17 protein-coding genes are annotated in these 18,514 nt (G+C 48.1%); 12 read left to right on the top strand and 5 right to left on the bottom strand.

The annotated features are described in order from the left end of the window. Window positions 1-688 (bottom strand): MFS transporter (locus P0Y67_RS20135; RefSeq protein ID WP_342393284.1); only part of this gene is annotated, 688 nt, incomplete at its 3' end. A gap of 188 nt (window positions 689-876) precedes the next feature. On the opposite strand from P0Y67_RS20135, the gene P0Y67_RS20130 reads away from it, so the two are divergent. From P0Y67_RS20130 to P0Y67_RS20115, 4 genes are all read left to right on the top strand, one after another. Beyond that, on the top strand, window positions 877-1,644 hold the full coding sequence (locus P0Y67_RS20130) for an ABC transporter ATP-binding protein (protein WP_342393285.1): 768 nt from the start codon (window positions 877-879) through the stop codon (window positions 1,642-1,644). 21 nt (window positions 1,645-1,665) lie between these two features. Further along, complete coding sequence (locus tag P0Y67_RS20125; RefSeq protein ID WP_342393283.1) at window positions 1,666-2,559, top strand: iron-siderophore ABC transporter substrate-binding protein; 894 nt, start codon at window positions 1,666-1,668, stop codon at window positions 2,557-2,559. Window positions 2,560-2,579: 20 nt separating this feature from the next. Then, on the top strand, window positions 2,580-4,562 hold the full coding sequence (gene fhuB, locus P0Y67_RS20120; RefSeq protein WP_342393282.1) for a Fe(3+)-hydroxamate ABC transporter permease FhuB: 1,983 nt from the start codon (window positions 2,580-2,582) through the stop codon (window positions 4,560-4,562). A 148-nt stretch (window positions 4,563-4,710) separates the two neighbouring features. Next, entirely contained in the window at window positions 4,711-6,939 is a 2,229-nt protein-coding gene (locus P0Y67_RS20115; protein ID WP_342393281.1) for a TonB-dependent receptor, read from the top strand. Window positions 6,940-7,368: 429 nt separating this feature from the next. Here P0Y67_RS20115 and P0Y67_RS20110 read toward each other — a convergent pair whose 3' ends face one another. Both P0Y67_RS20110 and P0Y67_RS20105 read right to left on the bottom strand, forming a co-directional pair. Further along, window positions 7,369-8,808, bottom strand: a complete 1,440-nt coding sequence (locus P0Y67_RS20110) for a glyceraldehyde-3-phosphate dehydrogenase (RefSeq protein WP_342393280.1) — start codon at window positions 8,806-8,808, stop codon at window positions 7,369-7,371. Window positions 8,809-8,979: 171 nt separating this feature from the next. Next, window positions 8,980-9,393, bottom strand: coding sequence for a hypothetical protein (locus P0Y67_RS20105; protein WP_342393279.1), 414 nt, complete (start codon window positions 9,391-9,393; stop codon window positions 8,980-8,982). Between the two features lie 27 nt (window positions 9,394-9,420). Between P0Y67_RS20105 and P0Y67_RS20100 the strand changes: the two genes are divergently transcribed. The 6 genes from P0Y67_RS20100 (at window position 9,421) to P0Y67_RS20075 (ending at window position 14,415) form a co-directional block, all read left to right on the top strand. Continuing rightward, the gene (locus P0Y67_RS20100; RefSeq protein WP_342393278.1) at window positions 9,421-11,016 is read left to right on the top strand and encodes an ABC-F family ATPase; all 1,596 of its coding nucleotides are present in this window, start codon (window positions 9,421-9,423) and stop codon (window positions 11,014-11,016) included. A gap of 102 nt (window positions 11,017-11,118) precedes the next feature. Continuing rightward, the gene (locus P0Y67_RS20095) at window positions 11,119-11,568 is read left to right on the top strand and encodes a YaiI/YqxD family protein (protein WP_120510775.1); all 450 of its coding nucleotides are present in this window, start codon (window positions 11,119-11,121) and stop codon (window positions 11,566-11,568) included. Between the two features lie 296 nt (window positions 11,569-11,864). Further along, window positions 11,865-12,410 (top strand): GNAT family N-acetyltransferase, encoded by a 546-nt coding sequence (locus tag P0Y67_RS20090; RefSeq protein ID WP_342393277.1) that lies wholly within the window; start codon window positions 11,865-11,867, stop codon window positions 12,408-12,410. 115 nt (window positions 12,411-12,525) lie between these two features. Then, window positions 12,526-12,906: an STAS/SEC14 domain-containing protein gene (locus tag P0Y67_RS20085; protein ID WP_337113493.1), complete on the top strand. Its 381-nt coding sequence runs from the start codon at window positions 12,526-12,528 to the stop codon at window positions 12,904-12,906. 44 nt (window positions 12,907-12,950) lie between these two features. After that, on the top strand, window positions 12,951-13,589 hold the full coding sequence (locus tag P0Y67_RS20080) for an HAD family hydrolase (protein WP_342393276.1): 639 nt from the start codon (window positions 12,951-12,953) through the stop codon (window positions 13,587-13,589). A gap of 55 nt (window positions 13,590-13,644) precedes the next feature. Beyond that, a complete protein-coding gene (locus P0Y67_RS20075; RefSeq protein WP_342393275.1) occupies window positions 13,645-14,415 on the top strand; it encodes a GNAT family N-acetyltransferase in 771 nt (256 codons plus the stop codon). 172 nt (window positions 14,416-14,587) lie between these two features. Here P0Y67_RS20075 and P0Y67_RS20070 read toward each other — a convergent pair whose 3' ends face one another. Together P0Y67_RS20070 and P0Y67_RS20065 are read right to left on the bottom strand one after the other, a co-directional pair. After that, on the bottom strand, window positions 14,588-15,727 hold the full coding sequence (locus P0Y67_RS20070) for a ParB/Srx family N-terminal domain-containing protein (RefSeq protein WP_342393274.1): 1,140 nt from the start codon (window positions 15,725-15,727) through the stop codon (window positions 14,588-14,590). Between the two features lie 169 nt (window positions 15,728-15,896). Next, window positions 15,897-16,256, bottom strand: a complete 360-nt coding sequence (locus P0Y67_RS20065; RefSeq protein ID WP_342393273.1) for a glutaredoxin family protein — start codon at window positions 16,254-16,256, stop codon at window positions 15,897-15,899. 291 nt (window positions 16,257-16,547) lie between these two features. Between P0Y67_RS20065 and P0Y67_RS20060 the strand changes: the two genes are divergently transcribed. Beyond that, on the top strand, window positions 16,548-16,901 hold the full coding sequence (locus P0Y67_RS20060) for a DUF3802 family protein (protein ID WP_337113498.1): 354 nt from the start codon (window positions 16,548-16,550) through the stop codon (window positions 16,899-16,901). Between the two features lie 232 nt (window positions 16,902-17,133). Next, on the top strand, window positions 17,134-18,514 hold a 1,381-nt coding region (locus tag P0Y67_RS20055), incomplete at its 3' end, for a methyl-accepting chemotaxis protein (protein WP_342393272.1).

Raw genomic sequence — 18,514 nt, 5'->3', positions numbered from 1 at the left:
GCAAAAACGGCATCAGCGTCATTTCCGGCAGCTTGCGTGACTTGCCTGGCGGCGATGTTTTTTCTGAATCCGCTTTCGGCATAAAAGTCGGTTTGGGCAGCCAGCAGGCGCCCAGCAAGGCAATCACTGGAAATGCGGTCATCAGCATCAGTGGTGCATAGGTGTGCAGTTGTAAAGCTCCCATTGCCAGCAAAGGACCAATCAGCCGCCCTGTGCTCAGCCCGATGCTGACGGACGTGATGGCTTGCAGGCGGTTGCCTTCACCGCATAGTAATATCGCCCAGTGCTGACTGGCCGGCACCATACCTGCCACAGTACAGCCGTAAATGATACGCGCCAGTACAAGCCCAGCTAACCATAAATAGGTGTGTTCACTGAATGCATGACTTAATGCAGTAAAAATCAATAACAGTAAAAAGCTGATTGCCATACCTGATAACGCCTGCAGGACAACCATCTTGGGACCGTTCCGGTCACTGAAACTGCCCCAGAACGGTGCTGAAGGCAGGAACAGAAAGCTGCCAATCGCAATCACAATCGACCAGGTGGGTAAGCCAAATGCGGAGTGTTCAACAAGAAAGGGCAGTGATACTAGTAAACCGTTCTGTCCGATACCCATCAAGGCAGTGATAAGCCCGATAAGAGTAAGGTGAAGGCGATGTTGAGTTCGGCTGGTATCGTGCGTCATGTTTCCGTCCTGACTGGAAATGAGTATGGAAATCAGGTGATATAAAAATAAAGGAGAAGTGTTCTCGTTCTCACTTGAGAACGGTGACGGGTATCCTACATCTAATTAATGGTTGTGAAAACTATTATCATTAACAGTAGGCTGTGATAAAGTTCGTGCACTCTGTTGTGCAACACATTACCGCATTCATGTATCAACTCATTGACGCTGCCTTTGATGTGGACGGGAAACGGATTCTTCATCCTACGTCACTGGCCTTTGAACCCGGAAAAGTCACTACTTTGCTTGGCCATAATGGTTGTGGCAAATCCACTCTGATGAAACTGCTCAGCCGGCAAAACGTGCCTGCTGCAGGGCAAGTTCTGCTCAAGGATCAGCCTGTTCAGCAGTTTGACAGCAAAACATTTGCGCTCAATGTCGCTTATCTGCCTCAGCATCCACCGATCACAGATGGTGTGACAGTGCGCGAACTGGTGTGTTTTGGCCGGTATCCCTGGAAAGGCGCATTCGGCCGTTACAGCCAGAACGATTATCAGTTGGTCGATGAAGCGATTGAGAGAGTGGGGCTGACCCACTTTGCTGATCGTTTTGTGGCTACCTTGTCTGGCGGCGAAAGACAGCGGGCCTGGGTCGCTATGTTGCTGGCACAACAGAGCAAATGTATTTTGCTGGATGAACCAACTTCTGCGTTGGATGTCGCTCACCAATATGAATTACTGCATTTAATCAGGGAATTGAACCTCAGTCTTGGACTGACTGTCATCATGGTGTTGCATGATGTCAACATGGCAGCTAAGTTCAGCGACCACTTAATTGCTTTGTATTCAGGCAAAGTGATCGCACAAGGGGCGCCAGAAGAGATGATGACCACTGATGTTCTCAAGAAGATATATGGCATGGAGCTGGCGCTGTTTTCACATCCGCAAACCGGCCAGCCAATCAGTTACATTCCATAGCAATAAAAACAGGGAAAGACCGTGAGAAAGACTATCGCATTGCTTTTTACCGTACTGACTTTTCAGAGTCAGGCGATGACGATAAAGCACGAGTTAGGCGAAACAGAATTTGCTGAGCCGCCGGAAAAAGTGGTGGCACTGGACTGGGCACTGACAGAAACCGTGCTGAGTCTGGGAGTGACACCCGCAGGTGTTGCGGATAAAGACGGTTACCTTACCTGGGTAGGCGAACCGGCATTGCCCGATTCAGCGATGAATGTCGGCTCACGGCGTGAACCTAATCTGGAACTGCTGGCAGAGATGCAGCCAGATGTCATTCTGGTCAGCAATCACATGAGCCCGGTTTATCAGCAGTTAAATGCCATTGCACCAACACTGGTGTATACCATTTACAGCGATTCGAAAACACCGCTTGCCAATGCCGTCAAGGTGACTCAGCAATTAGGGAAAGTGCTGGGTAAAGAACAAAAAGCGCAATCTGTGATTGAAACTGTATCGGCTCGTCTCAAGCAAAACGGTGACAAAGTCCTTGCTTCGGATGCAGGGCAAAAGCCTTTGATGTTTATTCGGTTTATCAATGATAAAACCCTGCGTATTCACAGTGACGGCTCTCTGGCTCAGGACACGATTACGGCGATGGGTTTGAAAAACGATTGGCAAGAGCCGACCAATCTGTGGGGATTTACCACAGCCGGTATCGAAAAAATGGCTGAGCATCAAAACACGAATGTGATGATTTTCGGCCCGTTGAAAGCGGATGAGCGAAAGAAGCTGACCCAATCACCACTCTGGCAGGTGATGGCGTTTACCCGTTCGGATTCCGTTTATGAACTGCCCGCGATCTGGACCTTTGGTGGTTTAGTCTCAGCGCAGCGCTTCAGCGATTTCATTACTCAAAAACTGACACAGAACTAATGCCGTCCCAGGTTACTTTGATGGATTCATTGCTGCGCCCGGTTCAACAAGCCCGGCTGCTGTTGATTATACCGGGCCTGATAGTCGTTATTGGCTATCTGCTTAATCTTACCGTGCCTTATTCGCAAGGGCTGCCGTTACTCTGGGAAACGCTGCTCAATTACGATCCCACCAATTACCAGCACATTATTGTTAACCTGACGTATTTGCCTCGCCTGGTGGTGGCCGTGTTATGCGGCTTTTCACTGGCCGTTGCAGGGGCTGTCATGCAGTTTGTGTTACGCAACCCCATTGCATCGCCAACGACCCTGGGTGTGGCCTCGGGTGCCGAGCTGGGTATGGTACTGGGTATCTTGTTATTGCCGGCATCTTTAGCAACACCTTCATTTTTTCCTGCGTTTCTGGGCGGATCTCTGGCTACGGCTCTGGTATTTCTGCTGTCAGCTAAACGGGGGTTCGCGCCTGTTCATATGGTGCTGGCGGGCATGGTGATCAGCCTGTTTTTTGGCTCTGTCAATACCATGCTGTTGCTGCTTCATGAGCAGACTTTATCGTCTGTCTTTGTCTGGGGTGCGGGTACGCTGAATCAAAACGGGTGGGGTACAGTCACAACTTTGCTGCCAATGACGCTCTTACCGCTGGCTGCCTTGATGTTATTGCAGCGCCCGTTAGCGTCTTTGCAACTGGGCGATGGCGTTGCTCGCTCGCTGGGCATAAACGTTAAACAGATTAAAGTGCTGTGTCTGGGGCTGGCCATTTTTATGACGGCAAGCGTGGTCAGCGAAGTAGGGCTGATAGGTTTTGTCGGCATCGTTGCACCAGCCATTGCCCGTATGCTGGGTAGCCGGAAGTTGCATCAGAATATTCTGCTCAGTGGGGTGATTGGTTCGCTGATGCTGCTGCTGGCAGATCTCATTATTCAGCCGTTCTCTGGTGTCGGCGGCGAGATGCTGCCAACGGGTGCCATGACCGCCTTGCTGGGGTCACCGTTTTTACTTTGGCTGCTGAGGCGAAAAACCTTACAGTCCGAGCTCAGAGCCAGGGATGAAAGTACCACTCACTACCATCAGCGTGATTTTAAGAAGACCGTGCTGATTTTATCTGTGTTTGCAACTTTATGTTTGATCCTGGCGATCACCGTGGGCCAGGGGCAGCAAGGCTGGTCCGTGGCTTTTACGGGCGCTGTCTGGGAGTACCGTTTCCCACGGGTGGCTGTGGCTCTGCTTGCGGGCATTGGTCTGGCACTGGCAGGTACGATTATTCAGCGTGTGACAACCAACCCCATGGCAAGCCCTGAAGTCTTGGGTATCAGTTCAGGAGCCGCTCTGGCACTGGTTATCGGTGCATTGCTTGGTATTTCCGTTGAACGTCATGAACAAGTCATGCTGGGTACGGCGGGGGCGTTGCTCGTAACTGCAGTGATCTGGCTGATGGGCAAGAAGCATCAGTTTGCACCCACTCAGACTTTGCTGACAGGTATTGCATTAAGTGCCGGCCTTGATGCTTTCCTGCGCATCGCGATGTCCTCGGGGCAGGATAATGTCCGCGCTTTGCTGACCTGGCTTTCCGGATCCACCTATTTGGTTTCAGCTCAGGATGTCACCTTACTAGCTATCGGTGTCGGCGGGCTGCTGATAGTCACTTTGTCGCTGAGTCGCTGGCTCGACCTGATCGGGCTGGGTGAAGTCAGTGCAACCAGTGTTGGCCTTGATTGCCGGCGAGTCAGGCAGTTATTGCTGTTACTGGTTGCGGGTTTGACAACGCTTTGTACTATCGTGATTGGTCCATTGAGTTTTGTCGGGCTACTCGCCCCGCATATGGCCCGCACCCTCAACCAGTACACGGCCAACCGACAATTGATTGTTGCCTGTTTACTGGGCGGCTGCCTGATGATGGTTGCCGATTGGATAGGGCGAAACCTATGGTTCCCCTGGCAATTTCCCGCCGGCCTGCTCGCCTCAGTGATAGGCGGCGGCTACTTCTTGTATTTGATGCGAAAGTAAATATCCCTGTCCCACATATAACATTGGGCCCTAAAAAAGTTCAAATCACATTGAACTTTTTTAGGAATGCTTATGGAAATAAAGTGGCAAATGAGTATGATTATCAAAATCTGTATTGATAGTTAACTTAAAACAAGAAGTGGTAATCATGTCCGTGAAAAAAGGGATGTTTCAATTGACGACAGTGGCAGCTGCAGTGGCCGCCACTACTTTTGTATCCAGCGCAGCTTTCGCTCAAGAATATAAGACAACGGAAGAAAAAATGGTGGTGGTGTCCAGCCGCGCACCGAAAGCGATCAGCGATATTCCCGGCACTGTCTGGTACATCGACAATGCTCAAATCGAACAAGAATACCGTGGCGGTAAAAGCCTGGGTGAGATTCTGGCTGCAGCGGTTCCATCGCTGGACGTCAGCAGCCAGGGCCGAACCAACTATGGTCAGAATCTGCGTGGTCGCCCGATGCTGGTGATGATTGACGGTGTGTCACTGAACTCTTCTCGTCTCATCAGCCGTCAGCTGGATTCCATTGATCCGTTTAATATTGACCGTATCGAAATTCTTTCTGGCGCTACTGCGATCTACGGCGCTGGTGCAACCGGTGGTGTGATCAATATTGTCACTAAAAAAGCAGAGAGTGATGAGCTTCAGTTTGAGAGCTACGTCAGTACCACATCTGGCTTCAACAGCAGCGAAGATTTTGATTATAAACTGGCCCAGTCCGTCAGCGGTGGTAATGACTTGGTAAAAGGTCGTGCTTCTGTTGTTTATGGCGAAACACAGGGCTATTACGATGCTAATGGCGATATTGTTGTACCGGACATTACGCAGGGCTCTGTCCAATTCAATGAAGTGATTGATGTGTTGGGTACGCTATCAATTACGCCAACCGATACTCAAACAGTAAATCTACTGGCTCAATACTACAGCAGTGAGCAAGACAGCCCGTATGGCATTTATTTCGGTCAGGATCTGGCGGGTGTAAATAAAAACATTACAGGCAATCCAGGTGACAAAAGTCTGATTGATGTCAGAGACGGTTTCGAGTCCGATCGTCAGGGCTCAACCGAACGCCTGATGCTAAATGTGGATTACATTAACACTGACTTCCTGAGCCATGAATTACTGGTTCAGGCATCATACCGTAATGAAACACTGAGCTTTATTCCGTTTATCTATTCAACGTATTTAGCGGCATCTGAGCAGGAAACGGACGTGATCAGTCTGCGTGCTGCGATGATCAAGTCACTGGATAACCTGACTCTGACTTATGGTATTGATGGCTACATTGATAAATTAGACAGTAATCAGATGCTATTTGACCGTCAGACAAGTTATAACTCTGGCGGTTTAGTGAATCGCAAAGCTTCGATGATTGGCCGCTATCCTGGTACCGAAGTGTCATCCATCGCGGGTTTCATTCAGGCGGACTATGCGATCACCGAAGACTGGACCGTTGAAGGTGGTTACCGTTTCCAGTACATGAACAACAAAGTGGATGATTTTGTTGCTTCAGGTACGCAAGTTGCGATCGCTCATGGTAATGGCATTTCTGCTGACGCAGTACCGGGTGGTGAAACGGATTATGATATCGGTCTGTTCAACTTAGGTACCATTTATCACTTAACACAAAACGATCAGGTGTGGGCAAACTTTTCTCAGGGTTTTGACTTGTCTGATCCAGCGAAATACTACGGTGTTGGTACTTATGATGGCCCAGATGCCAATGGCCATTACAACCTTACTGGCAGCATCAATGTCGATGACTCGAAACTGGCTGGGATCAAAACCAACAGCTATGAAATTGGTTATCGCCATGATGGTAGTGATTTGAGCATTCAGACTGCTGTTTATTACTCGCAGTCTGATAAGGAAGTCAGTGCCAATAAAAAGACACTCAATATTGAAATATCTGACAACAAAACGCGGGTTTATGGCTGGGAAGGACAGGCTGCTTACTGGCTGAGCAATGCTTGGCAAGCTGGTGTGAATGGACACCTGGTGAAATCTGAAGTGCAAAATAGCGATGGTGGCTGGGATAAACAGTCTATCAACTATGCAAGTGCTTCTAAAGCTGGTGCCTGGCTGGCCTGGTTTGAAGATAGTTACGCACTGAAACTGCAAAGTCAGACTTTGTTTAATCTGGATGATGAAGCCGGCAATGAAATTAATGGTTACACAGTATTTGATTTAGTGGGTAATTATCAGCTACCAGTAGGCAGTCTTGGTTTCGGTATTCAGAACTTGCTGGATCGTGAATACAGTACAGTCTGGGGACAGCGTGCCGCGGGTTGGTACTCAAGCTATGGTCCAGCAGAAGTTTTTGACTACAAAGGCCGTGGTCGCACTTACACTCTGAACTACCAAGTGAAGTTCTGATTCACTCAAAACACATTTATCCTGCCTTTAAACCGCCCTGTACTTCGGGCGGTTTTTTTATTCCCAAGACCTGACTGTAGTGCGTTACTACTGGCTGGACGGGCAAAATGTATTTGAAGAAATGGCTTTGGCTGCTTGAAATTGGAGAGTGTTGCACTTCGAAGTTGAATTCGGGGTCGAAATACATGGCTGGGCGTGGAGCCGCTGTAAACAATTGAACAGGCAGTAATGCAAGTATCGAAGATAATCTGTCTGATTATACAGGCGTGAGCGGCGAAGCGGATATTGAAAAAGTCTCTGTTGGTTTTGCTGAATAACTGTTACTGACTCTTCTGATTTCTGTACCGCGGAAATAAAAATGCCGCCTGTGTGAGTTATTACCAGGCGGCTAAAGTTCAGCAAGAGAATATAGTTATTATTGTGTAGGGCTTATTTCAGTGCAGGGAAGGTCTGATAGCGAACGCCCATCATCTGTTCCATGCAGTGAACGACCTGGCAGCTGTAGCCAAATTCGTTGTCATACCAGATATACAGCACACAGCGTTTGTCTTGTGCGATAGTTGCCGCACCATCGACAACACCTGCATGGCGAGAGCCAACGATGTCGCTGGATACAATCTCAGTCGATTGGGTGTAATCGATCTGGCCAGACAGAGCCGAATTCAAGGCAACGTTTCTCAGGTAGATGTTCAGCTCTTCCGCAGAAACATCAGTACCCAGATTCAGGTTCGCCACCGCCATGGACACATTCGGGGTAGGGACACGAATCGCGTTACCTGTCAGTTTACCGGCCAGTGCAGGCAGTGCTTTTGCCACCGCTTTCGCCGCACCGGTAGAGGTCAGTACCATGTTCAGTGATGCTGAGCGTCCACGACGTTCGCCTGAATGGAAGTTGTCGATCAGGTTCTGATCGTTAGTGTAAGAGTGAACGGTCTCAATGTGTCCGTTCAGTACACCGTATTTATCATGGACGGCTTTCAGTACCGGTGTGATGGCGTTGGTGGTGCAGCTCGCCGCTGAGATAATGGTATCTTCACTCAGAATGTCTTTTTCATTCACACCGAATACGATGTTCTTGATTTCACCTTTACCCGGTGCGGTCAGCAATACTTTCGCTGCGCCAGGGCACTTCAGGTGTTGGCTCAGGCCGTCAGCATCACGCCAGATACCTGTGTTGTCGACCACAAGCGCATTGTTGATACCGTATGTGGTGTAATCCACATCCGCCGGGCTGTTTGCATAAATAACCTGAATGTAGTTACCGTTAACAATGATGGCTTTACGCTCTTCATCAACAGTAATGCTGCCGTTAAACTGGCCGTGTACAGAGTCACGACGCAGCAGGCTGGCGCGCTTTTCCAGATCGCCATGTTTACCACCGCGAACCACAATCGCTTTCAGGCGCAGCGGGTAACCCGGGCCGCTTTTTTCAATCAGCAGACGAGCCAGCAGGCGGCCGATGCGTCCGAAACCATAAAGGACAACATCACGTGATTGCAGCGTTTGCGTGCTGCTCAGCGAGTCAGCCAGCGCCGTTGCCAGGAAGTCATCCAGATGGCTCTCATCGTTGTGATCTTTCCAGTACGCATGTGCCAGCTGACCGATATCGATACGGCAAGGCGACAGGTCCATGTCGTTCAGTTTTTCGACCAATGGCAGGGTCAGGGAAGGGGAAATATCAGAGCCGGTATAACGGCGACCAACACGGTGGGCTTTAATCAGGTCGATAACAGAGGCATTGACTACCTGACGACCGAACAACAGCACTTCGACGCCTTTTTGTCGATATAGCTGGCCAAGAATTGGTGAGATGGATTCAGCATTAGTTTGACTTGTTTGCCAGTCTAGGAGGTAATTTTCCGGACTCATCTTTACTTAGGACCTTTCACATATAGGGAAGAAAAACAGGCATTTATCCTGTGAACTGTTATCGTTTTTATGGGCAGGGATTGTAACGGCGAGCAGGTTATTATCCTAGTAAAATTAATCACTTGTATTTGTGATCTAGATCTTTTGTAACTTGTGATCTTGGTCGTTTGGTCAGAGTGATATGCTGGAATAAGTGTGAGGTGAAAAATAACTTATTTTTTGAGAAATATTAGGATGATTGTAATAAAACAAGAAAAAATAGCTATCAGGGAACAACTCCTCGATAAAGTTGGTATTTTTACAAAAAAAATCAGAAGAGGCCGCTAAAACGGTGTCAAGCCCTGCAGAAATCGCTGTCATCAGCGTGCTGGTAAGTTTTTTCTCAGTATGCGGTGATATTTTAGTCAGTAAACTGCATTGCAATGGGTAACGCTCAGGCAGAATGCCACTTTTGCCGTCTCTGTGTACTGTCGGGCGCTTTTGTTCAGTGAACAGACAAAGCGTGATAAAACTCACGTCATCTGTTAATATACCCGCCAATTTCCGATGAAAAGCTGCCAATGCTATCAGGGCAGCTTTTTTCATGTCTGATTATTGTTGTAGGAACCTATTTTGATCACAACAGCGAACATCACCATGCAGTTTGGCGATAAGCCTCTGTTTGAAAACATCTCCGTTAAATTCGGCGAAGGAAACCGTTATGGCCTGATCGGCGCTAATGGTTGCGGTAAGTCGACGTTCATGAAAATCCTGAGTGGGGAACTGGAGCCTTCTGCTGGTGTGGTCAGTAAAGATCCTAACGAGCGTATGGCGAAGTTAGGTCAGGATCAGTTTGCTTTTGAAGAGTTCACTGTTGTTGATACCGTGATTATGGGCCACAAAGAATTGTGGGAAATCAAAGCAGAACGCGACCGTATCTACTCGCTGCCGGAAATGTCTGAAGAAGACGGTATGCGTGTTGCCGATCTGGAAACCGACTTTGCTGAAATGGACGGTTATTCTGCTGAAGCCCGCGCCGGTGAATTGCTGCTCGGTCTGGGTATTCCTGAGCACCTGCACTTCGGCCTGATGAGCGAAGTGGCACCTGGTCTGAAAGTACGGGTACTGCTGGCTCAGGTACTGTTTGCCGATCCTGAAATCATGCTGCTGGACGAACCAACGAACAACCTGGATATCAATACGATCCGCTGGTTAGAGCAGGTTCTGATGCAGCGTAACTGCACTATGATCATTATTTCGCACGACCGTCACTTCCTGAACACCGTTTGTACTCATATGGCGGATCTGGACTACGGTGCACTGCGCCTGTTCCCGGGTAATTATGATGAATACATGGTGGCAGCGACGCAAGCCCGTGAACGTCTGCTGGCTGATAATGCGAAGAAGAAAGCGCAAATTGCTGAGCTGAATACCTTCGTCAGCCGTTTCTCTGCTAACGCCTCGAAAGCGAAACAGGCCACTTCCCGCCAGAAGCAGATTGATAAAATTCAGCTTGATGAAGTGAAAGCCTCCAGCCGTCAAAACCCGTTCATCCGCTTCGAACAGGAAAAAGAACTGTTCCGTAAAGCACTGGAAGTGGAAGGCCTGAAACAGGGTTATGGTGAAAACATCCTGATCAATGGCGTTAACCTGATGGTAGAAGTCGGTGAGCGTATTGCAATCATCGGTGAAAATGGTATCGGTAAGTCAACCTTCCTCAACACCCTGGCAGGCGCTATGACGCCGATGAGCGGTATGATCAAGTGGTCTGAGAATGCCAATATCGGCTTCTACGCTCAGGATCATTCCGCTGATTTCGACACCGACATGAATCTGCTGGACTGGATGGGCCAGTGGAAGAATGAAGGCGATGATGAGCAGGTTGTTCGTGGTATTCTGGGCCGTATGCTGTTCTCGCAAAATGACATCAAGAAATCAGTTCGTGTGATTTCCGGTGGTGAGCAAGGCCGTATGCTGTTCGGTAAACTGATCATGCAAAAGCCAAACATCCTGTTAATGGATGAGCCAACCAACCACATGGATATGGAGTCTATTGAGTCTCTGAACCTGGCGCTGGAAAACTACAAAGGAACATTGATGTTTGTTTCTCACGACCGTCAGTTTGTCTCCTCGGTGGCTACCCGTATTATTGAAATCACCAAAGACGGTGTAAATGACTTCCACGGTACTTATGACGAGTATCTGCACAAGCAAGGCATTGAGTGCTAATTCGGTACTTTTAAAGACAGCCGCCTTTTCGGGCGGCTTTTTTTATGCAAAATAGGAAGCGAATTGGCCAATGCGCCCTGAACCAGAGTTAAGGAAACCATCATGAATATCTGGGTTGATGCTGATGCTTGCCCGAATGTGATCAAAGAAATCATTTTTCGTGCCGCTCATCGGGTAGGTGTATGCACGACATTGGTTGCGAATCATGCGATTCGTGTTCCGCCGTCACCCCATATCCGGGCGGTGCAGGTGATGGCTGGCTTTGATGTCGCTGATAATCATATCGTTCAGCAGCTTGAGCCAGGTGATTTAGTGATTACTGCCGATATCCCGCTTGCGGACGAGGTCATTACCAAAGGCGGTCATGCGCTCAATCCACGTGGCGAAATGTACAGCAAAGATACAATTAAACAGCGCCTGCAAATGCGGGACTTTATGGAAACCATGCGCAGCAGCGGTATCCAAACCGGTGGCCCAGCACCTATCAGTCAGGCTGACAGGCAGCAATTTGCCAATAAACTGGATGTTTTCCTCGCAAAAGCCCGCCGATAAGCAACGCCATACAGGCTCCTGTTATGCTGATTGGGGCCTGCCATTCATCTTTCTTTTCTTCTACGGCATGACTTCAATTTTTGCTCTTTATGCCTGGCTGCCAAGCTTGCTCTGCCGTGCCTGCTTTTCATGCCTACACTCTATGTTTGATCTCTGTGCCTGATGTCTTTACTGGCGGGACAAGGATAAAAATCATGCGCTCAGACTCTTATTTCTAATAAACAACTTGTTTCATCTGCATTGTGATGAATAAAATTCATGCCGATGAGTTAGATATAAAGAATAAGGAATGAGCTGTGCTGGAACTGACCACCCAAAGATGCGTACTACGCCCACTGACCCTGAGTGATGCCGGGGCTTTGTTTGATATTTTCTCTGATCCGGACGTGATGAAATATTGGGATAGCAGCCCATGGCAATCCATCGAAGAGGCAAATGATTATATTCAGGCATCAAAACCGTCACTGGATGAGCCGGAAAAGCTGGTATTGGGGATTTATGAACAGCCCGGACAGCGATTGTTAGGCAAGTGTATGCTTTTTAATATTGATCAATATTCGCGCAGAGCTGAATTGGGTTTTGGTATTGCCAAAGCTCACTGGGGCAGAGGTATTGTCCATGAAGTCGCCTTTGCCCTGATTCAGTTTGCTTTTCAGGAAATGCAACTCAACAGGATCGAGGCAGAAATTGACCCGGATAACACAGGTTCGGCAAAAGTATTGGCGAAACTGGGTTTCTCACAGGAAGGGTATTTGCCTGAAAGGTGGATTGTTGACGGTAAAATGTCAGATTCAGCGATTTATGGTCTGCTTGCCAGCCAGTGGAGTCAAAGCGGCCAGTAAGAATGCTTATTGCTGACTGACGCTGCAGATTATTCGTGTCTGTGCTTTTTTGAGCAATACTTACAGGTATACGTTGCACACTGGCACACTGGCACACTGGCACGTTGGAGGCGATATGTTTAATGTTGAAAAAGTGGGTAATGACAGGCTCGACATTGAAATGAGCGGTAAGCTGGATTCAGAGGAAATGAGATCGGCGCTGGATGAACTGCTTGATAAATCATCAGATATTCAGAATGGCAAAATGCTGTTTGATATCGTGGAATACCATCTGCCGTCCATGGGGGCGATTGGTGTTGAATTGTCACGCTTTCCGTCAATGATGAGGTTTATCCGTAAATTTGACCGCGCTGCTGTGTTATCCGATACAAACTGGGTCAAGAAAGTCAGCGAAGCCGAAGGTTTCCTGATTCCAGGCTTGAATATCAAATCCTTTAACCGCGATCAGCGTGATCAAGCCGAGGCGTGGCTGGAAGGGTTCGGTACTGACTCGTGAGAGTCTGTGAAGCCGGATACCAACTGCAGGAACAAATTAATCTTATGTATCATGTAATGTTTGATGTAGACGATACGTTAATTCAGTCCAGTCAATTTGATGAAAATTGTTTTGTTAGGGCGGTGAAGTTGGTAACTGGTCTGGATCTCTATCAAAGCTGGAGTGATTATCCGCATGCTACCGACAGAGGGATCCTTCGCACTTTTATTGAAATTCAGGCGCCGGATGAAGAACTTGTTGATCTTGAGAGACGGGTAAAAGCGGTTTTTATTCAGAATATCAGGGAGCGTTTGCGCCATCGTCCTGCACTAGAGGTCAGCGGAGCCAAAGCATTCTTTCACCGTTTACTGGCTGATGAGCGTTTTATTGTGTCTCTGGCAACCGGTGGCTGGCGGGAAACGGCAAGAATGAAGCTGATATCTGCAGGCTTTAACATTGACGATGTCAGTATGGCGTCATCAGACGATCATTATTCCCGTGCTCGTATTATGGAACTCGCCCGGGAGAGAGCGGGCGATACGGATTTACATCTGACTTATTTCGGTGATGCCGAGTGGGACGTTCGAACGTGTCAGGAGTTGGGTGTAAATCTGGTGATCGTCGGTAATAAAGTCAGCCATTGCCAGAGCATTCATGACTATCACAGTGACGATCAGGCGCTTTACTACATTACTAACCAGTAGGGCGGCACACTCATAGCAAGTCGTCTGCATTCGGTCAGCACATCAAGGAAGCTAAATGGATAAAAAGGACATCATGGCCTTATACAATCAGTTTGAGCGTATTGGGCAGACAGTACCCGGTTATGAAAAGCAAGTGAATGGGGCGGTTGTCAGATGCGTCTCACCTGAGTCTCAGGGCAGCTACATTACGTATTTCCACTTGGATGAAGAGCAGGCAATCTCGGCAATCAAAAATGAAATTCACTTCTTTTCAGAACAGAAGAAATCCTTTGAATGGAAAACCTATTCCACTGACTCACCCGCTAATATAGGTCAACATCTTATTGAGCAAGGTTTTACCCGGGAGGATTCTGAGTCCTTTATGGTGCTGGAACTGGACAGTATTCAACGTACTTTGCCTGTGACTGCAGACATAACAGAAGTTGATGATCTTGATGGTATTCGTGAAGCCATGTCTGTGCAGGAAAAGGTGTGGGGCACAGATCATACAAGTCATGCCTTTCATTTACACCAGATTAAGCAGGCTTGCCCAGAGGATGCCGCTGTTTATGTTATCTATGATAATCATATTCCCGTTTCGTCGGCCTGGATTTTATACAGCACCGACAGTCCGTTTGCCGGCATTTGGGGGGGAAGTACATTATCCGAATACCGGAGCAAAGGCTATTACACCGCGTTACTGCACCAGAGGATTAATGACGCCAAACAGCGGGGAATTCGCTACCTCACGATTGATGCATCTGCCATGAGCCGGCCAATTGTGGAAAAGCATGGCTTTCGGTTTATCGCAGAAACAACACCATACTTTCTCGAGGCCAATGGCTGACAGGCAAATACCTGGCTGTCAGTGATGTTTTGCCTAACTGGCATCGGCGGCTGTATTGGTGGGAAGGAATCTGATTGACAGCCTGGGTTCTGACTTCAGGACAGCCTCGACTTCAGCTAAAAGTAAAGAATCAGGGCGAGGTGAGTTTCGCCCTGATGGCATAATACTGTCTTCAGTTCTCAGTGTTCCCGGCGTCGACAGCGGGAGCATCCTCTTTTTTGGCGCTTTCTTTTTCTGCTTTTTGCGCTTCAAGAATGCGTTTTGGTGTCGATTCCTCCTTCACTCGCTGGCGATAGGCTAATGCGTAGCTCCAGCTTGAGGTCGGCCGGGTGAGTAATGAGTCCAGTGCTTTGGTATTGACTTCATCAAACTGACCCAATTCTTTCGCGGTTTTGCCTGATGAGGCAATGTTTTCATCCTCTGCCGCCGCCACAATAAGGCTTGCCGCTTCTTTAAGCGCAGCAGCGTACTCATCGGGGTCGTTAAGATCGTAACCCGATACCTTCATTTTTTTACGCAGATACTGGGCCCAGTAATATTGCATATAAGGAATGGACATAGGACGGATCAGAGGATTCACCGTTTTGCCTTTATCGGGGTCGCTGTAAGCGATATTGCGCAGGAAAAAGACCAGTGACAAATACTTGTCATGCTTTAGCTGCTTCATACCCAGATACTCGGGTAACTCAGAAGGTTTGATTTTTTCGCCACGGGTATCAAACAGCCAGAATTGCCCAGCTTCTTTCATCGCATTCCAGACTTCATCAATATCATCGCCGGCCAGGCTTTGTGTGACTTTCACTTTCACCGGCACACTGGTGCCACCGTTAGGCATATCCCAGAATGTGGTCAGAATATGATGGCCGGAGAGCAGGTAAAGGGTTTTACCATCCGGTGCAAGCAGTACGGTAGGCAGGGCATCCTGATTGCTGCCTGGCGGTTCTTGGCACGTGTAGCTTTCCAGATCGGTCGGCTTAGACTGGTCATCCCATGTTTTCACACCTTTGCCACCGTTAGTCAGGCAAAGATCATCAAACATTTGGGCCGGGCGTGCTTCGTAACGCCCCAGGCTGGCAAACACCCTGTCAAAAGCAAGAACGGGTTGTGTCGGTAACAGTGCATCCAGTTTAACTGTCAGCACGTCGCCCACTTGAATAGCATTATCCTCGCTGTTTTTGTTGCTGTCATCGCTTTCAGCCTGACTGGATGCTTCTGTCGCTGCTTTTTCTTCCTGATCTGCGAGTGCAGAACCTGTGACAGCAGCACCTAACATGGAGGCAAAAACTAAGCAGGCAGCACGATGTAATCGCATGAGAGCTCCTCACTGATAAGGGTAGCAAATTGAGTTTAGCAAATAGCTAAGGTCGCGTTGTATAAGAAATAATACTGAATTCAGGCGGGGGAAGTATCAGAAGGCTGTCAAAAAACTGTCGTCACTTAGAAACCCGATCAGAGTCGGGCTTCTAAGTGACACAGGAAGATCAGGCAAATCGTTTTTCGAGATATTGAATAATGTCAGCAGATTCATACATCCATTCAACGTGTCCATCTTCTTTTTCAATGCGCAGGCAAGGTACTTTACGTTTTCCGCCGCCCTCGACCAGTTCCTGTTCAAACGCAGGTTTCTTCGCATCAAGGGTTTTGAGTGGCAGAGCCAGTCGTTTGGCACTGCGGCGCACTTTGACACAGAAAGGGCAGGCATCAAATTGGTACAGTCTGAGTTTTTCAGCAGCCACATTGATTTCGCTTTGCTCAAGGGCAGAGCGCTTCATGGATTTTGGAGTAAATACAGCATTAAGCAGCAGAATAATCCGGCCAAGGAACCATCGAACAAATTTCATTGGAGTATCTATCTCTATAGTTCAGATTTTAGTGACAGGATTGTAACTTAAAAGCCCTCCTAACGTCACCAGCGTTCCAACCTCAGTATGTACCGGCAGAGAGCGAAACTTCGCCTGTTTAACTGTTCGGAGATAATGGCTGGCAGAAGGCATGTGAGTGGATGGCTAAATTAGTTGCTTCTTATTGATAAATAAAATAGTTAACCTGAGCACACTTGGTGTCACAGAGCTTGAAAAACAAATTGGACACTCTATCATTTGCTGTAGTGTTGGGTGGAATAAGCAAAAGATATGGTTGTTGAATCTGATGGTTATCACGCGCTGATTGAGTACTTTACGGAGCACCTGAGTGTGTTTGCCGCAAGTGGTACTGATGCGAGTGAGGAAACCGTAGAAAATGTTGTCACGGATCTGATCGCTACAAACCTGATGGCAGTGTTTGGCCAGAACCCGGATCTTGAACCGGAGTTTCGATTTAAGCTGATGCAGGAAGCCGATGCTGTATTGGATGATATGGCGGAAATGTTAGGCGGCTTATGGCAGAAAAATCCGGGAATTGAGCAAATTACTTTCCTGGAAGACTATATCAGTCTGGTCAAAAACCTGTTTGACAGTGTGATAAGTCAACAAACTTCACACGCCTGAACACAATGTCTGGAGAGCAACACAGAAGCAGCTGAGGCTGCTTTTTTTTGTACCTGACATTTAGCTAACTGTAAGCTTTCGTTACATATTTTTTACCTTTGACATTTTATTGTCATATTTGAGCCGTATGTTAACGGCGAAATTAATGAGAATACGATCACAATTATTGTCCTGTAACGTGTTGGTGCTGGTTCTATCGGGGCAGAAATTGTGGCATTGACAAAGGTTCACTATGACAAAAAAACGCACTCAACGGACAAGGCTGTCAGTTGTGGTTCTGATACAGTCAGTCTTCCTGCTTCTTGTGGTTATCGGTGGATTACTATCATTTTTTGGTAATCAAGGGCTTAACCGTGTTTCTACTCAATTCGCCTCGCTGAGCCAGCAGGCATTACCCGTCGCAACGCTGAATGCCGAAATGGTAAAGGGATCACTGGCTTCAGCCCAGAGTCTGACTGAGGTGATAAATAGCCGGACAATGGAAACCCTGGAAACGGCGCTGAACACGCTGAAAAGTAACGAACAGCATGTAGAAGATGCCGTGGCAGAATTGCAACAGCTGGCGACTGAACATGGCATTAGCTGGCTTGAAAATGATGTCAGTGTGTTTGAAAGCGATCTCACCATATTTAATCAGCTCGTCTCGTCCATTCAACAAACACAGCAGCAAATTCTGACCAATCAGGCCAAGCTGGAATCTGACAAAGCCACCATGAACTATGCGGTTTCCTCTGTGCGATCTGAAATGAGCAGGATCAGCATAGGTTTGTATGCTGGTGATGCTGCGGCTATGGGCCATGTCACCAACTTCATTAATCACTCCCAGGAAATGGGCAACAACATGGTGGCTTTGTTGTTTGAAAGCGATCTGAAAAAAGCCGAAGCGTATGCGAAAGATCTGAATCGGACTAATTTGTCAGGCATGTTATATGCGTGGAAAGAGCTGAATCGACTAAACCCTGAACTGGCGGAATATTCAAGTTTATCTGTACCGTTTGACATGGTTCAAGGACTGTTTAGCGAGCAGGGAATGGTTGCGCTCAAGCTGGATACGCTTCGTCTGATACAGGCGCAGGCTGAAAAAGCCGATCAGGCAAAAGTGCAGGTGGAAAAAATCATGCTCAAATTGGGAGAGATGGAGACAGGCTCACAGCGCATGATCCATGAAAGCGAACAGGGTGTTTTGGCCGCCAGCGACAATGCCAAAATGATTTTTATTGCGCTGAGTGTCGCCGGTTTGCTGCTGGCGATATTAGCCGGTGCCTGGGTCAGCAAAACGGTTCGCCTTTCCTTGCAGCGTTTGGACGATGTAATCAAGGCTAACAGCATGGGTGATCTGACAGTCATCGCAGACGAAAAGGCGCCGAAAGAGTTTGCTGAACTGGCCAGTCTGCTGAATCAGTCGAACCGGACCAACAGCCACGCCATGGCGCAACTCAGTGCTAACGGCCAGACCTTAACGCAGGCGGCTGAGCGCAGTCAGGCCGCTTCGGCGCAGTCTCGCCGCGCACTCAGTCAGCAGAGTGACCAATTGAGCACTATTGCTGCAGCCATCACTGAGCTGGAAGCCTCAATCAAAGAAATCGCGCAGACACTGACAGAATGGGTACGCT

Origin of the sequence: Photobacterium sp. SP02 (assembly GCF_038519165.1) — a bacterium.
GTDB lineage: Bacteria > Pseudomonadota > Gammaproteobacteria > Enterobacterales > Vibrionaceae > Photobacterium > Photobacterium halotolerans.
This window is presented reverse-complemented; position numbering and strand designations above follow the sequence as displayed.